The 13667-nt window shown below is 61.4% G+C and carries 14 protein-coding genes; 6 read left to right on the forward strand and 8 right to left on the reverse strand.

The window, feature by feature from the left end; translation table 11 throughout:
- Positions 1 to 190: 190 nt before the first annotated feature.
- Entirely contained in the window at positions 191 to 556 is a 366-nt protein-coding gene (locus tag ACODSV_RS03915; RefSeq protein WP_024075378.1) for a response regulator, read from the forward strand.
- A 229-nt stretch (positions 557 to 785) separates the two neighbouring features.
- Positions 786 to 2186 (forward strand): DUF1254 domain-containing protein, encoded by a 1401-nt coding sequence (locus ACODSV_RS03920; RefSeq protein ID WP_024075377.1) that lies wholly within the window; start codon positions 786 to 788, stop codon positions 2184 to 2186.
- A 12-nt stretch (positions 2187 to 2198) separates the two neighbouring features.
- Here the strand turns inward: ACODSV_RS03920 and ACODSV_RS03925 are convergent, their stop codons facing one another.
- From ACODSV_RS03925 to ACODSV_RS03940, 4 genes are all read right to left on the reverse strand, one after another.
- On the reverse strand, positions 2199 to 2870 hold the full coding sequence (locus ACODSV_RS03925) for a DUF3313 domain-containing protein (protein WP_024075376.1): 672 nt from the start codon (positions 2868 to 2870) through the stop codon (positions 2199 to 2201).
- Between the two features lie 72 nt (positions 2871 to 2942).
- The gene (locus ACODSV_RS03930) at positions 2943 to 3437 is read right to left on the reverse strand and encodes a hypothetical protein (RefSeq protein ID WP_024075375.1); all 495 of its coding nucleotides are present in this window, start codon (positions 3435 to 3437) and stop codon (positions 2943 to 2945) included.
- 83 nt (positions 3438 to 3520) lie between these two features.
- The gene (locus tag ACODSV_RS03935) at positions 3521 to 3985 is read right to left on the reverse strand and encodes a DUF934 domain-containing protein (RefSeq protein ID WP_102623389.1); all 465 of its coding nucleotides are present in this window, start codon (positions 3983 to 3985) and stop codon (positions 3521 to 3523) included.
- Positions 3982 to 5646: a nitrite/sulfite reductase gene (locus tag ACODSV_RS03940; RefSeq protein WP_150055673.1), complete on the reverse strand. Its 1665-nt coding sequence runs from the start codon at positions 5644 to 5646 to the stop codon at positions 3982 to 3984. The genes ACODSV_RS03935 and ACODSV_RS03940 overlap by 4 nt, the downstream gene beginning before the upstream one ends.
- Before the next feature lie 237 nt (positions 5647 to 5883).
- Here ACODSV_RS03940 and ccoN point away from each other — a divergent pair, with 237 nt between their 5' ends.
- The 3 genes from ccoN (at position 5884) to ACODSV_RS03955 (ending at position 8305) form a co-directional block, all read left to right on the forward strand.
- Positions 5884 to 7311, forward strand: a complete 1428-nt coding sequence (gene ccoN / locus ACODSV_RS03945) for a cytochrome-c oxidase, cbb3-type subunit I (RefSeq protein ID WP_024075372.1) — start codon at positions 5884 to 5886, stop codon at positions 7309 to 7311.
- 1 nt (position 7312) lies between these two features.
- Positions 7313 to 7522, forward strand: a complete 210-nt coding sequence (locus ACODSV_RS03950) for a cbb3-type cytochrome c oxidase subunit 3 (RefSeq protein WP_150055776.1) — start codon at positions 7313 to 7315, stop codon at positions 7520 to 7522.
- A 90-nt stretch (positions 7523 to 7612) separates the two neighbouring features.
- Positions 7613 to 8305, forward strand: coding sequence for an aspartate/glutamate racemase family protein (locus tag ACODSV_RS03955; RefSeq protein ID WP_150055777.1), 693 nt, complete (start codon positions 7613 to 7615; stop codon positions 8303 to 8305).
- On the opposite strand, the gene ACODSV_RS03960 is transcribed toward ACODSV_RS03955, so the two are convergent.
- From ACODSV_RS03960 to ACODSV_RS03970, 3 genes are all read right to left on the reverse strand, one after another.
- Positions 8302 to 8814, reverse strand: a complete 513-nt coding sequence (locus ACODSV_RS03960; protein WP_150055778.1) for a GNAT family N-acetyltransferase — start codon at positions 8812 to 8814, stop codon at positions 8302 to 8304. The genes ACODSV_RS03955 and ACODSV_RS03960 overlap by 4 nt on opposite strands.
- Positions 8815 to 8863: 49 nt before the next feature.
- Positions 8864 to 10009, reverse strand: coding sequence for a glycerate kinase (locus tag ACODSV_RS03965; protein WP_150055779.1), 1146 nt, complete (start codon positions 10007 to 10009; stop codon positions 8864 to 8866).
- A 91-nt stretch (positions 10010 to 10100) separates the two neighbouring features.
- The gene (locus ACODSV_RS03970) at positions 10101 to 11207 is read right to left on the reverse strand and encodes a sugar diacid recognition domain-containing protein (RefSeq protein ID WP_024075367.1); all 1107 of its coding nucleotides are present in this window, start codon (positions 11205 to 11207) and stop codon (positions 10101 to 10103) included.
- Positions 11208 to 11380: 173 nt separating this feature from the next.
- Between ACODSV_RS03970 and ACODSV_RS03975 the strand changes: the two genes are divergently transcribed.
- Positions 11381 to 12691 (forward strand): MFS transporter, encoded by a 1311-nt coding sequence (locus ACODSV_RS03975; protein WP_150055780.1) that lies wholly within the window; start codon positions 11381 to 11383, stop codon positions 12689 to 12691.
- A 171-nt stretch (positions 12692 to 12862) separates the two neighbouring features.
- Here the strand turns inward: ACODSV_RS03975 and ACODSV_RS03980 are convergent, their stop codons facing one another.
- The gene (locus ACODSV_RS03980) at positions 12863 to 13567 is read right to left on the reverse strand and encodes an SDR family oxidoreductase (RefSeq protein WP_150054000.1); all 705 of its coding nucleotides are present in this window, start codon (positions 13565 to 13567) and stop codon (positions 12863 to 12865) included.
- Positions 13568 to 13667 lie beyond the last annotated feature (100 nt).

A 13667-nucleotide genomic window follows, 5' to 3' on the forward strand; every position in this document is an offset into this window, starting at 1 on the left:
CCGGAACTCCTCGCGCTTTCTTCCTCAGCCCAAGAAGCAAGGAGAACAGAACAACCCGACGGGACATTCTGCTCCACGAACGTCACAATGCCAGCAATTACTTTGGAACTTGCTGGCGTTGCTTCCACTCATTACTAAGTTGTCTTTTTGCCTTTCACGCTCAGCCCCTCACCTTTCAGGAATGTCTACTATGCCCACCGCCTCCACCATCCTTGTAGTCGAAGATGACGCCATCGTGCGCATGCTGATCGTCGATGTACTCGAAGAGTTGGAGTTCGCAGTGCTGGAGGCCGCTGATGCCGAAAAGGCGCTCGAAGTGGTTGAAGACATCCACCAGACGATTGATCTGATGATGACCGACATGGGCCTGCCGGGTATGGACGGCAAGCAACTGGCGGCCAAGGTCCGTGAGTTGCGTCCGACCTTGCCGATATTGTTCGCCAGCGGCTATGCCGAAAATATCGATGTGTCTACCGGTATGCAGGTGATCGCCAAGCCGTTCTCGATCGATCAGTTGCGCGACAAGGTCAAAGCGATGTTGCCGCCTGCCGCATGACCGCCCACTGTCAGCGCATGCTGCCCACCCTGGACGGCTGTCAGCGCCTGCGCAGCCTCTGACGTTGAATTTCTCATTTATTGATTCGATCGGCCAAGGCAACGGCGGCTGCACGCCTGATTTCGTGCTTTTAACGTGACGTCCGGCCAATAAAAATGGAAACTCATGGCGCTTGCGCGCCATGTACCATAACTCTCCCCACCAAGCCCCCCTGGAAGGACGCAACAACATGATTGGAAAACCGACGCGCCTGCTGTTGGCGAGCCTCTCGATACTCATGAGTACCGGTGCCTGGGCCGATTTCACGGCGACGCCGAGCGAAGCGCGGGCCATTGCCAAGGAAGCCTACTTGTATGGCTATCCAGTCGTTGAGATGTACAAGACGCTCTACACCCAGGCCGTTGATAAAGGCGGGGCCAACTTCAAGGCACCGTTCAACCATATCGGCAATACCGCCCAGGCGCTCACGCCAAAGGACACCGCATTCGCGACCCCGAACATCGACACACCCTATTCATTCGTGTGGATGGACCTGCGCAGCGAGCCGCTGGTGCTCACCCTGCCCAAGATCGAAGACGACCGTTACTACTCGGTGCAACTGATCGACCTCTATACGCAGAATTTCGCTTACCTGGGCACCCGCAGCACCGGCAACAATGGCGGCCACTACATGGTCGCCGGCCCGGACTGGAAAGGTCAGCAGCCAGTCAACGTGGACCGTGTGGTGTACAGCGAGAGCAATATTGCCTACGCCCTCTACCGCACTCAGTTGTTTGATGAAAAGGACCTGAACAAGGTCAAGCAGATTCAGAACGGCTACAAAGTGCAGTCGCTGAGCAATTACGTGAAGCAAGCCGCCCCGGCCAAGGCAGCCAAGATCCAATGGCCCAAGCCATTGGCGACCATGACCGAAGGACCGCAGTTGTTTCGCTACCTGAACTTCATGCTGGCCTTCGCCGCGCCCCAGGACAGCGAAAAAGACCTGCTGGCGCGCTTTGCCAAGATCGGCATTGCCCCTGGCGCCCCGTTCAAGGTCAACCAGTTGACGGCTGAACAGCGCAAGGCCCTGGAAGACGGCATTAGCGACGCCAGGGCGGAATTCGCAGCCTTTAAAAAGGACAAGCTCGACACCCATCAGGTCGCCAGCGCCGACCTGTTCGGCAGCCGTGACCGCCTGAAGAACAACTACCTGTACCGCTACGCTGGCGCCAACATCGGGATTTTCCGCAACTCGGCCGATGAGGCGGCATCCCTGAGCTACCTCATCGACAGCGAGGGTAAACCCGCCAACGGCGCTCGTCACAGCTACACCGTCCACTTTGCCAAGGGCCAGCTGCCGCCGGCCGATGCATTCTGGTCGCTGACCATGTACGACGCCAAGACCAAGCTGCTGGTGCCTAACCACAAGAAGCGTTACCAGATCAACTCGCGAATGCTGCCCAACCTCAAGCTGGACGCCGACGGCGGCTTGACCCTGGCGCTGCAGCACCACGAACCGCCGAAAGAAGAACAAAGCAATTGGCTACCTGCCCCTCCTGGTCCGTTCTACGCGGTACTGCGGATTTACCTGCCCAAACCTGAGGTGGGCAACGGTGAATGGAAGCTGCCACCGCTGACCCCTCTCAAGTAGACGTTGGCGGGCCTAGGGCTTTCTGAACTTCAGGGAGGACTGATGCAGGTCCGACGCCCAGCCATCGATGACGCCTTTTACATCATTGGGCGTCATCGCTTGTGCGTCGTTTTCCAGGGGTTTGCCGGTGCCTTTGCGCACGACCTGGGCGACGACGTTGCCGTTGGCCCCATCGAGAAACTGTGCCTCGGTACCCAGGATCGTGTCCTGGTCGCGAATGCCGCTGCCAGCGCTGACCGCCGCCGCGACTAACGCGACAGGCACATACTCATAGGGCTTGAGCCCCTGGGTCTTGGTGCTGACCGCCGTGATCGCTGCCCGCACCACCAATACCCCGTTGCCTGGCCCTTGCGCCAGGGGCAATGACTTGCCGAGCTCGCGCTTGAGCGCCTGGTTGAAGTAGTCGTTGATGCCGCGCAACGTGCTTTCGGGGATTTTCGTCGTGGCGTGGGGCTTGGGGTAGAACTGGGTGGGTTCGATATACACCGCGTTGTAGCGACTCACGTCCAGCTTGGGGTCGACCCAGCGCATCACTTCGGCCCCCGAGGGCGACTTGGCCTCCTTAAGGCGACTGTAGTCGGAAAGGAACCCCGAATATTCATCCGGTTGTGTAACTTTGCTGGCACAGCCCACCATCCCGATCGAAGCGATGCAGAGCGTGCTGATCATTCGCCTTAGCTTCATACTTGAACTCCTTGGCAACCATCATCAGAACGTTGAGCTGTAGGTATAGCCAATCACGGAAAAATCGCGCGCTTAGCCGCGTTCGCGGGGAATCAGGCTCTGTAACTGCGCCGCGAGGAAGTTGGCGTCGAAGCCGAAGGTGTCCGGGTCTTTCAGGCCGTTGGTCTTCTTCCAGAGCCAGTCGTTCTTATCCGCGGGCAATACCAGCGAGACACTGCCATGCCGCGCGGCGGTAAGGCCCATGACCGACACGCAGATCAACCCGCCGGCGCCCATGACCTCGGGCACGAACTCGACGTTTTTGCCGGTGATCTGCACCGTGAGTTTTTCCGTGTTGAAAGGCGATGTCTCCACCGGCATGCTCGGGCCGCTGGCCACGTAGGCTTCGCGGTGAACCTCCAGCAAGCCATGGGTCTTGACCGGTTCCAGCCACTGCTCGATCTGCTGGAACAACTCGCCGAGCTTTTGCGCCCAGCGGGCTGATTGCACATCGAACTGCTGTTTTTTATGCGCTTCGCTATCGGCGTAATGACGAAGCATCTCGCCCAGTTGCTGTACATCGTCCATTGCGGATTTCCTTGGGTGAGCCCATTTGCAAAACCCGATCATGGCAGATGCGGCGCCTGGCCGTACGATTAACGCCCGCCAGGCTATCGCCTGCGAAACAACGGCCGTGGCTCGATGGCGCTGCGGCCATACAGCACGCTCATCCCCGCCAGGCCCTTGAGGGCATCCTCGGCGGACTTGTCGGCCCGCAGCGCAAACGCATCGAACCCGCATTGGCGCATATGGCTGAGTTGGTCGCGCAATACATCGCCAATTGCGCGCAACTCACCTCGCCAGCCCAGTCGCGTGCGCAACAGATAGGCTTGGCTGTAGGCACGTCCATCGCGAAAGCTGGGGAAGTCCAGGGCGATCAGCGGCAAGGTGGCGAGCCAGGGTTGCAGGTGCTCGACCTCATCATCCGGCCCCAACCACACGCCCTGCCCCGCCTCATAGGCCGCCAACGGCAGGATCAACGGGCCAGGCGCTCGCACCTCGTCGCGCACCAATACCCAGGGGTCATCCTCGACGATCCGCGCCACACCCTGTTCCAGCCTCAATAGGTTGATCATGCCGGCTGCCCCGCGTAGACCCGTTCCTTGAACGGCTCCAGGCCAATGCGCTGCAGCGTGTCGACAAAACGCTCCTCGCTTTCGCGGTAGCGCACGAAGGTGCTGATGACTCGCTCGATCACATCGGGAATTTCGGCGGCGCTGAACGATGGCCCGATCACTTTGCCCAAGGCGCTGTGCTTGCCCTGGGCGCCACCGAGGGTGATCTGGTACCACTCGCTGCCATTCTTGTCGACGCCAAGAATGCCGATATTGCCGATGTGGTGATGGCCGCAGGCATTGATGCAGCCGGAAATATTCAAGCTGATATCACCCAGGTCATGCAGGTAGTCCAGGTTATCGAAACGCTGCTGGATCGCCTGGGCGATGGGGATCGACTTGGCGTTGGCCAAGGCGCAGAAATCGCCGCCCGGGCAGGCAATGATATCGGTCAACAAGCCGATATTGGCCGCACCCAGGTCGTGTTCGCAGGCCAGTGTCCACAGGGCATGCAGCTGCTCCTTGGGCACGTCCGGCAGCACGATGTTCTGCTCATGGGCGATGCGTATTTCCCCAAAGCCGAAACGCTCTGACCACTGCGCCACGGCATCCATTTGCCGGGCGGTCACATCGCCCGGCGGCGCGCTGATTCCCGGCTTGGTGGAAAGCACCACGCTGGTGTAGCCCGGTACTTTATGTGGCATCACATTACGGCTGACCCAGCGTGCAAAGTGCGGGTTGTCCGCCAGGGCGGTGCCATAAGCCAGGCTGGTGTCGGCCAGGTGCGCATAGGCCGGTGGGACGAAGGCCGACGCCACACGGGTATATTCGGCGTCGGTCAACTGCGCCGGGCCGTCACGCAAGTACTGCCACTCTTCTTCCACCTCGCGGGAAAACGCTTCGATCCCCAGGGCCTTGACCAGGATCTTGATGCGCGCCTTGTATTTGTTATCCCGCCGACCGTGGCGGTTGTACACGCGCAATATCGCCTCGACATAGGACAACAGGTGCTGCCACGGCAACCCTTCGCGAATCATCAGCCCCAGGATTGGCGTGCGCCCCAGCCCACCGCCCACCATCACGCGCAGCAGCATGTCGCCCTGGCGGTCACGGTAAAGGTACAGGCCGATGTCATGCATCATGATCGCGGCGCGGTCTTCGTCGGCCGAGCAGATGGCGATCTTGAACTTGCGGGGCAGGAACAGGAACTCCGGGTTGATGGTCGACCACTGCCGCAGGATCTCCGCCAGCGGGCGCGGGTCCAGAATCTCATCGGCGGCGACCCCGGCAAAGGCCTCCGTGGTGATATTGCGCACGCAGTTACCGGAGGTCTGGATCGCATGCATGTCGACCTGGGCCAGGCGTTCGAGGATGTCGGGCACCTGGTGCAGTTCGATCCAGTTGAATTGCAGGTTCTGCCGCGTAGTGAAATGGCCGTAGCCACGGTCGTAATCCCGTGCAATGCCAGCCAGCGTGCGCAATTGCCCGGCACTCAAGGTGCCGTAGGGGATTGCCACACGCAGCATGTAGGCATGCTTTTGCAGGTACAGGCCGTTTTGCAGGCGCAGGGGCAGGAACTCCTCCTCGCTCAGGTCGCCGGCGATAAAGCGTTCCACCTGGTCACGAAATTGCGCCACGCGCTCGAACACCAACGCCCGGTCGTATGCGTCGTATTGGTACATATCACTGCCTCATCAGGGTGGGCCGCATCCACGGTGCGGCTTCTTTGGCACGACTATGCACCTGCGGCGCAGCGCGTTATAGATTCACATCCAGCGATAAAAAGCGGATCAGATGGCCTTAGAGCAGCGTTTTCAGGCTGGATGAACTGATCCGCAGTAATGAGGTTTTTCTGAGTCTGTTTTGTTTTGCCCACGCTTCCTACAGTGCCGCCACTTGGAACCGTGGGAGGACTGAGCATGACTACAGCAACAACCGGACAGGCCTATAACTATAAAGTCGTCCGCCAATTCGTGATCGCCACCCTCGTCTGGGGCGTGGTGGGCATGGCCATGGGCGTCTGGATCGCCTCGCAACTGGTCTGGCCCGAGATGAACCTTGACCTGCCCTGGACCACCTTTGGTCGCCTGCGACCGCTGCACACCAGCCTGGTGATCTTCGGTTTTGCCGGCAGTGCGCAATTTGCCGCCAGTTACTACGCGGTACAACGCACCTGCCAGGTTCGGCTGTTTTCCGACACGCTGGCCGCATTCACCTTCTGGGGCTGGCAGTCAGTGATCGTGATCATGCTGGTCAGCCTGCCACTGGGTTACACCACCACCAAGGAATACGCCGAGATCGAGTTCTCCGGCGCGGTGTGGATGACCGTGGTGTGGGTGGCCTATGCCATTGTGTTTTTCACCACCGTGGTGCGGCGCAAGACCGCGCATATCTACGTGGGCAACTGGTTCTTCGGCGCGTTTATCCTGGTGATCGCGATGCTGCACGTGGTCAATCACCTGGCGATCCCGGTGGACTGGTTCAAGTCCTATCCGGTCTACGCCGGGGCCACCGACGCGATGGTGCAATGGTGGTACGGACATAACGCCGTAGGCTTTTTCCTGACTACCGGTTTTCTCGGGATGATGTACTACTTCGTGCCCAAACAAGTCGGGCGTCCGGTGTATTCCTATCGCCTGTCCATCGTGCACTTCTGGGCGTTGATCACCCTGTATATCTGGGCCGGCCCGCACCACCTGCACTACACCGCGCTGCCGGACTGGGCACAGTCGCTGGGCATGGCGATGTCATTGATCCTGCTGGCGCCAAGCTGGGGCGGCATGATCAACGGCATGATGACCTTGTCCGGCGCCTGGCATAAGTTACGCACCGACCCGATCCTGCGCTTTTTGGTGTTGTCGCTTGCGTTCTACGGCATGTCGACCTTCGAGGGCCCGATGATGGCGATCAAGACGGTCAACGCGCTCTCCCACTACACCGACTGGACCATCGGCCACGTCCACGCCGGAGCCTTGGGCTGGGTGGCGATGATTACCTTTGGCGCGCTCTACCACATGATCCCCAAGGTATTCGGGCGTGAACAAATGCACAGCGTGCCCCTGATCAACCTGCACTTCTGGTTGGCGACCATCGGCACGGTGTTGTACATCGCCTCGATGTGGGTCAACGGCATCACCCAGGGCTTGATGTGGCGGGCGGTGAACGATGACGGCACGCTCACCTACTCGTTTGTCGAAGCCTTGCAGGCCAGCCACCCCGGCTTTGTGGTGCGTTTTGCCGGCGGCCTGTTCTTTCTCAGCGGCATGCTGCTGATGGCCTACAACACCTGGCGCACGGTGCGGGTCGCCGACTTGCATGTGGCCCAGCTCGATGCGCGGATCGCCTGATATGTGGAGTTTCCTCATACTGATGTGCCTGTATGGCGCGGTGGAGTACTGCTTGCGCGGGCAGACCAACGAGAGCCTGGATGAGGCCAGTCTGATTCCGTTTGCCGACGACCCGGAAGTGGCACGGCGGGTGGAGCAGGCCACTGGAAAACCGGTCAACGCGGTGGCTCCAGAAACCGCCAGGCCGGGCTGGATCAACCTGGACATGTGAAACTGCTCCGGTTATTTGCTCGGCAACTGCGTATGACTATTCGGCGACCGATGAGTAAGGTGGGGCGACATTCCTTGTCAGGAGCATCGCATGCGCACCATCGGCCTTATCGGCGGCATGAGCTGGGAGTCCAGCGCCGAGTACTACCGCATCATCAACCAGCACGTGCGCGACCGGCTCGGTCCGCTGCGCTCGGCGCAATTGTTGATGTACAGCGTGGACTTCGGCCCCGTGGAACAGGCCCAGCATGCCGGGCGCTGGGACGACGCCGCGCTGATCCTGGAAGATGCCGCGCGCCGCTTGCAGGCCGGGGGAGCCGAGTGCGTGGTGCTGTGTACCAATACCATGCACTTGGTGGCGCCGCGTATTGAGGCAGCGGTGTCGATCCCATTCCTGCATATCGCCGACGCCGCCAGCGCGGCGGCCGTCGAAGCCGGCACCTTGACGGTTGGCTTGCTCGGCACGGCGTTCACCCTGGAGCAGGACTTTCTCAAATCACGCCTGGCCGCCCAGGGCTTGACCGTGCTGGTGCCCGAGGCACATGAACGCCAGGCGGTACACCGGATCATCTATGAGGAGTTGTGTGTGGGGGTGATCAGCGAGGCGTCCCGCCAGGTATACCAGCGGGTGATCGAGTCCCTGGGCGCGCGCGGCGCCCAGGCCATCATCCTCGGGTGTACGGAAATCAGCCTGCTGATCAAGCCGGAACACAGCGACCTGCCGCTGCTGGACACCACCGAGCTGCATGCGCAGGCTGCGGTGGCGTTTGCCTTGCAGGATTAAGCCGACCGGCGCAGGCGCGCCATGCTCAGGGTGTCGACGAAGACACCATCACGCAGGGCGTAATCGCGCAGCCGCCCTTCGACTTCGAAGCCGAACTTGCGATACAGGTTATGCGCGGCTTCGTTGTCGGCATACACCGTAAGTTCGACACGGTGCAGGTTCATCCAGTTGTCGGCCACGTCCAGCGCAGCAGTCAACAACCGCGAACCGACACCCTTGCCTTGCCAAGCCGTGGCCACGCCCATGCCGAACGATCCCACATGGGCCTGGCGTACGCGCAGGTACTGTTCCAGGCCAAGCTGGCCAATCACTTCTCCCCCATGCAACGCCACCAGTTGGAGCCGCCGCTCGTTGTCCATCACCAGGCGTTTGCGCCAGGTTTCAGCGGACTGAAAAGGCATCTGCAGCACCTGACGGCACACGGCCGGCTCGTTGTAGAGCGCGGCGACGCCTTCAAGGTGGGCTTCGGTAAAGCGCTGGATCACGATATGGGGTTCAGGCGGGTGCATTGTGTTTCATCCTTTGAAAAACAAGTGGCCGCCCAGTGTAGGGGTGGCTCTATCGGCGGTGCAACGCCGCCAACCGCCACACCCGCGCAATATCCGCCGACCTCTCCCGCAACAAGCGCGGTGCCTCACTGCACGCCTGCTCAAGGCTCATCGGCCCGGAGGGCAAAGCAAAAGCCGCCGCCACCCCATGGGCGTACATCTGCTCATAGCCCTCGCCCAGGGTGCCGGCGATCACGATGACGGGGACGTTGTGCCGGCGAGCGATACGCGCCACACCAAACGGGGTTTTGCCCCGCAGGGTCTGGGCGTCGAAGCGGCCTTCGCCGGTGATCACCAGGTCGGCGCCGCGTACGGCTTCGTCGAGGCCCACCAGTTCGGCCACCACCTCCACACCGGCGCGGAACTGTGCGCCCAGAAAGGCCTTGGCTGCGAAGCCCAGGCCACCGGCGGCACCGCTGCCGGGCTCGTCGCGCACGTCCCTGGGCAGGACCTGGGCGCAATGGTCGGCAAAGTGGCCAAGGGCGGCGTCCAGCTGTTGGACTTGCTCGGGGTTGGCGCCTTTCTGCGGGCCGAAAATCGCCGAGGCGCCGTGGGGACCGCATAACGGATTGTTCACGTCGGCGGCGATGTCGAAACGCACTTGGGCCAGGCGCGGGTCCAGTTGCTCGAGGCTGATACGTGCCAGTTGACCCAACGCCAGGCCACCCGGTGCCAGGGCCTGATCTTCGGCGTCGAACAGTTGCACACCAAGGGCCTGCATGGCCCCCGCGCCGCCGTCGTTGGTCGCGCTGCCACCAATCGCCAGGATGATGCGTTGGGCGCCAGCATCCAGGGCCGCGCGGATCAGTTCGCCGGTGCCATAGGTGGTGGTCCGGCATGCATCGCGCTGGCCTGGCGGCACCCGTTGCAGGCCACTGGCCTCGGCCATTTCGATGATGGCGGTGTGGCTGTCGGCCAACCAGCCCCAACGCGCGTCAACCGTCGCGCCGAGCGGGCCGCGTACGCGCTGGTGACGCAGCTCGCCATTGCACGCTGCAAGCACCGAATCCACCGTACCTTCACCGCCATCCGCCATCGGGCACTGGATCAACTGTGCATCCGGCCAGACCTGGGCCAAGCCTTCGGCAATGGCCTGGGCGACGCCGTCGGCACTCAGGCTGTCCTTGAACGAGTCGGGGGCGATGATGATTTTCATGGGCTTTCTCCGGTTTTTATGACGCCCATGCTGCCAGTTGGCTCCGGTAATAACGCCGGTCCGATGCACAAGTGCGGGTGGGGTTTGTTGTTCATTCGGACAAAGGCTGGGGCAATAGCTGCACGCCAAGGTACAGCGCGAGCATGCCATCGAGGGTCAGCGGGTCGACGCCGCTCAGCTCGGCGATGCGTTCCATGCGGTAGCGCAGGCTGTTACGGTGGATACCCAAGGCATCGGCGCAAGCCTGGCTTTGCCCATCGTGATCGCACCAGCTGCGCAACGTGGCCAGGAGTTGGCCGTTGCTGTCTTTGGCCAGCACTTTGCGCAAGGGGTTGAGCAGCTCGTCCAGCGCATCGTCGTTGCGATGGCGCCACAGCATCACCGGCAGACGGTAACGGTTGAGGGTCAACAGGCGCGACTGGGGCAAGATATCGCGCCCATAGGCCAACAAATCGCCGACCCTGCGGTAGCATCGACGCAATCCCGCCAGCCCATCGGCCTGCCCGCCAACGGCGACGCGCAGGATGTTCCAGCCCAGGCCCTGAAGCTTCTCCAGCAGGCGCAGGTTGTCCACCGGCACGGCTGCCGGTCGGCACCACAGCAGGGAAAACTGCGCCGAGCTCACACACCAGCTGTCCGGGTAGCGCGATGTCAGCCAGGCACTCAAGGCCTCCGCCGATTGCCCCACCCCCAATTCGAACAGGTAAGGCGTGCGTGCCATCTGCGGTTTGAGCCCCAGTTGTTGGGCTTCGTCCACCAGGCGGGGAGAGTCGCCGCTGTCAGCCAGCAACAAGGCGAGCAGATCGTCGCAGCGCTGGCGCCGCCATTGTTGTTCAACCTGCTGGTGACGTTGGCTGACCAACATTTCGGCGGTCATGCGCACCAGCTCGGCATAGGTGCGCAGCCCTTCCGGTTCGCCGGTGATGCCCAGCACGCCGATCAGGCGCTGGTCATGCATCAGCGGCAGGTTGATACCGGGCTGTACGCCTTTGAGGTGCTTGGCAGTCTGCCCATCGATTTCGACCACGCGGCCATTGGCCAATACCAGTTGCGCCCCTTCGTGGCGGGTGTTGATGCGTTCGGGCTCACCACTGCCGAGGATCAGGCCCTGGCTGTCCATGACGTTGACGTTGTGGGGCAGGATCGCCATGGTGCGGTCGACGATATCCTGCGCCAAGTCATGATCCAGCTCGAACATGGGGCCATCTCCTGGAAAGAAGTCGTTGAAAGGGAGGGTTGTTCATCGGCACAGCGCAAACGATGCTTCACTGTGCGCGAGCACAAAGACAGCACCCCGCCAGGTGGCCGAGACTCGTTGGGCGATCAACGTTACCTGCGCATCGCGAAAAATCATAATAAAGAGAGATCCCCATGTCACAGAGCGCCGCTGCCACACTGGCCACCGATGACGATAAAAACGCCATCTACAAGCGCATCACCCTGCGCCTGATTCCCTTCATCTTCATCTGCTATCTGTTCAACTACCTCGACCGGGTAAACGTTGGCTTTGCCAAGTTGCAGATGCTCGATGCCTTGAAGTTCAGCGAAACCGTCTACGGCCTTGGCGCCGGGATTTTCTTTATCGGCTACGTGCTGTGCGGCGTGCCGAGCAACCTGGCGTTGACCAGGTTCGGCCCACGACGCTGGATTGCGTTGATGATGATCGTCTGGGGCACGCTGTCGACCTGCCTGCTGTTTGTGACCACGCCGACGCACTTCTATACCTTGCGCCTGTTGACCGGCGCCGCTGAAGCGGGCTTCTTTCCCGGCGTGGTGTTGTACCTCTCGCAGTGGTTCCCGACGTTCCGCCGTGGTCGCATCATGGCCTTGTTCATGTCGGCGATCCCGGTCTCCGGCTTGCTCGGCAGCCCGTTTTCCGGCTGGATTCTCAACCACTTCGCTGCCGGCCAAGGCGGCCTCGCGGGCTGGCAGTGGATGTTCCTGCTGCAAGGCATCCCGACCGTGATCCTCGGCGCCCTCGCCTACTTCCTGCTCAGTGACAGCTTCGCCAACGCCAAGTGGCTCAAGCCCCATGAGCGCGCGGTGCTGGAGGCCGACCAAGCGACGGACTTGGCGAACAAGCCGAAAACCACCACGGACTCCCTGGGAGAAGTGTTCAAGAATCCGGCGATCTGGGCTTTCGGTCTGATCTACTTCTGCATCCAGAGCGGCGTGTACGCGATCAACTTCTGGCTGCCGTCGATCATCAAGAACCTGGGGTTCAGCGATAACCTGGTGATTGGCTGGCTCAGCGCGATTCCCTATCTGCTGGCCGCGGTATTCATGTTGCTGGTGGGCCGCTCCGCCGACCTGCGCAAGGAACGGCGCTGGCACTTGGTGGTGCCGATGCTGATGGGCGCAATCGGCCTGGTCATCGCGGTGAATTTCGCCACCACGCCGGCCATTGCGATTCTTGGCCTGACCATCGCGACCATGGGCGCCCTCACCGGCCTGCCGATGTTCTGGCCGGTGCCGACCGCCATGCTCAGCGCAGGCGCAGCAGCCGGTGGCTTGGCGCTGATCAACTCCATGGGCCAGATGGCCGGCTTCCTCAGCCCGTATATCGTCGGCTTTGTGAAGGATGCCACCGGGTCGACGGATATGGCGCTGTACTTGCTGGCTGCGGTGATTGTCGCGGGCAGTGTGCTGGCGTTACGCATGACGCGGACCTTGAAGGCCTGACGCCGTTTATGTAGGAGCGAGCTTGCTCGCGAAAAACCTCAACGATAACGCGTGTTTCCTGAATCAACGCGGCGCCTGTGAGTTTTTCGCGAGCAAGAACTAGGCGTCCCCCTCGCTCCTACAGAAGGCGAGGTACGCTTAACTGGGAGACCAGTTTGCCGGGCGACAGCGCTACAGCAGACCGCCGCCGTCGATATCGATCACGGCACCGGTCATAAAGCCATTCTCCATGGCCAGCACATACCCGGCCGCCACCTCCTCCGCTTGCCCCACACGCCCTACTGGCAACGCGCCGCCCGCCTTGGCAAACATCGCCAGCCGTTGTTCTTCAGCCAGCCCGGCATACGCCGGTGTGTCGATCACGCCTGGGCTGATCACATTGACCCGACGCGGTGCCAGCTCCTTGGCCAGTTGCTTGCCCAATGCTTCAGTGGCGGCGTTGATGCCGGTCTTGATGAACTGCCCCGGTGCCAATTTTCTCCCCAACTGGCCAGAGGTCAGGCTGATGCTGCCGCGCTCATGCATAAAAGGCAGGGCCAACTGGATGGCGCGCAGTGAACCCCAGAGCTTCACGTTGAAATTGTCCTGGGCTTCGTCCAGGTCCGTTTCGACCAGGGGTTTGGCCCGTACCGAAGGGCCCGAGGTATAGACCAGGTGGTCAAAGCGCCCCACGCGTTCGAACAGTTGCTGGAGGGAGTTGGCGTCGGTCACGTCCACCGGTTCGCGGCGCACGCCGTTATCGACGCCGGAGGACAGGCGTCGGCCGGCCAACACCACCTGCGCACCACGTGCGGTCGCCGCCTTGGCCACGGCGGCACCGATACCGCTGCTGCCGCCGATTACGATCACGGTTTGACCGCTGAGGGAGGATGTCATGGGGAAATGTCCTGGGTTAGAAAGTGAGCGTTCATCTTCCCAGCTTGGCAATCGACGAAAAATCCCGGTAAAACGACAGGATCTTTAAAGGATTTTTATA

It is taken from the genome of Pseudomonas sp. FG86 (assembly GCF_057808775.1).

What these genes read in the sequence shown, in the direction of transcription:
- ACODSV_RS03970 (WP_024075367.1), bottom strand. Translation starts at nt 11,207, where the DNA reads ATGTTCGAGCTGGATCATGACTTGGCGCAGGATATCGTCGACCGCACC.
- ACODSV_RS03920 (WP_024075377.1), top strand. Translation starts at nt 786, where the DNA reads ATGATTGGAAAACCGACGCGCCTGCTGTTGGCGAGCCTCTCGATACTC.
- ccoN (WP_024075372.1), top strand. Translation starts at nt 5,884, where the DNA reads ATGACTACAGCAACAACCGGACAGGCCTATAACTATAAAGTCGTCCGC.
- ACODSV_RS03975 (WP_150055780.1), top strand. Translation starts at nt 11,381, where the DNA reads ATGTCACAGAGCGCCGCTGCCACACTGGCCACCGATGACGATAAAAAC.
- ACODSV_RS03955 (WP_150055777.1), top strand. Translation starts at nt 7,613, where the DNA reads ATGCGCACCATCGGCCTTATCGGCGGCATGAGCTGGGAGTCCAGCGCC.
- ACODSV_RS03915 (WP_024075378.1), top strand. Translation starts at nt 191, where the DNA reads ATGCCCACCGCCTCCACCATCCTTGTAGTCGAAGATGACGCCATCGTG.
- ACODSV_RS03965 (WP_150055779.1), bottom strand. Translation starts at nt 10,009, where the DNA reads ATGAAAATCATCATCGCCCCCGACTCGTTCAAGGACAGCCTGAGTGCC.
- ACODSV_RS03935 (WP_102623389.1), bottom strand. Translation starts at nt 3,985, where the DNA reads ATGATCAACCTATTGAGGCTGGAACAGGGTGTGGCGCGGATCGTCGAG.
- ACODSV_RS03980 (WP_150054000.1), bottom strand. Translation starts at nt 13,567, where the DNA reads ATGACATCCTCCCTCAGCGGTCAAACCGTGATCGTAATCGGCGGCAGC.
- ACODSV_RS03950 (WP_150055776.1), top strand. Translation starts at nt 7,313, where the DNA reads ATGTGGAGTTTCCTCATACTGATGTGCCTGTATGGCGCGGTGGAGTAC.
- ACODSV_RS03960 (WP_150055778.1), bottom strand. Translation starts at nt 8,814, where the DNA reads ATGCACCCGCCTGAACCCCATATCGTGATCCAGCGCTTTACCGAAGCC.
- ACODSV_RS03930 (WP_024075375.1), bottom strand. Translation starts at nt 3,437, where the DNA reads ATGGACGATGTACAGCAACTGGGCGAGATGCTTCGTCATTACGCCGAT.
- ACODSV_RS03940 (WP_150055673.1), bottom strand. Translation starts at nt 5,646, where the DNA reads ATGTACCAATACGACGCATACGACCGGGCGTTGGTGTTCGAGCGCGTG.
- ACODSV_RS03925 (WP_024075376.1), bottom strand. Translation starts at nt 2,870, where the DNA reads ATGAAGCTAAGGCGAATGATCAGCACGCTCTGCATCGCTTCGATCGGG.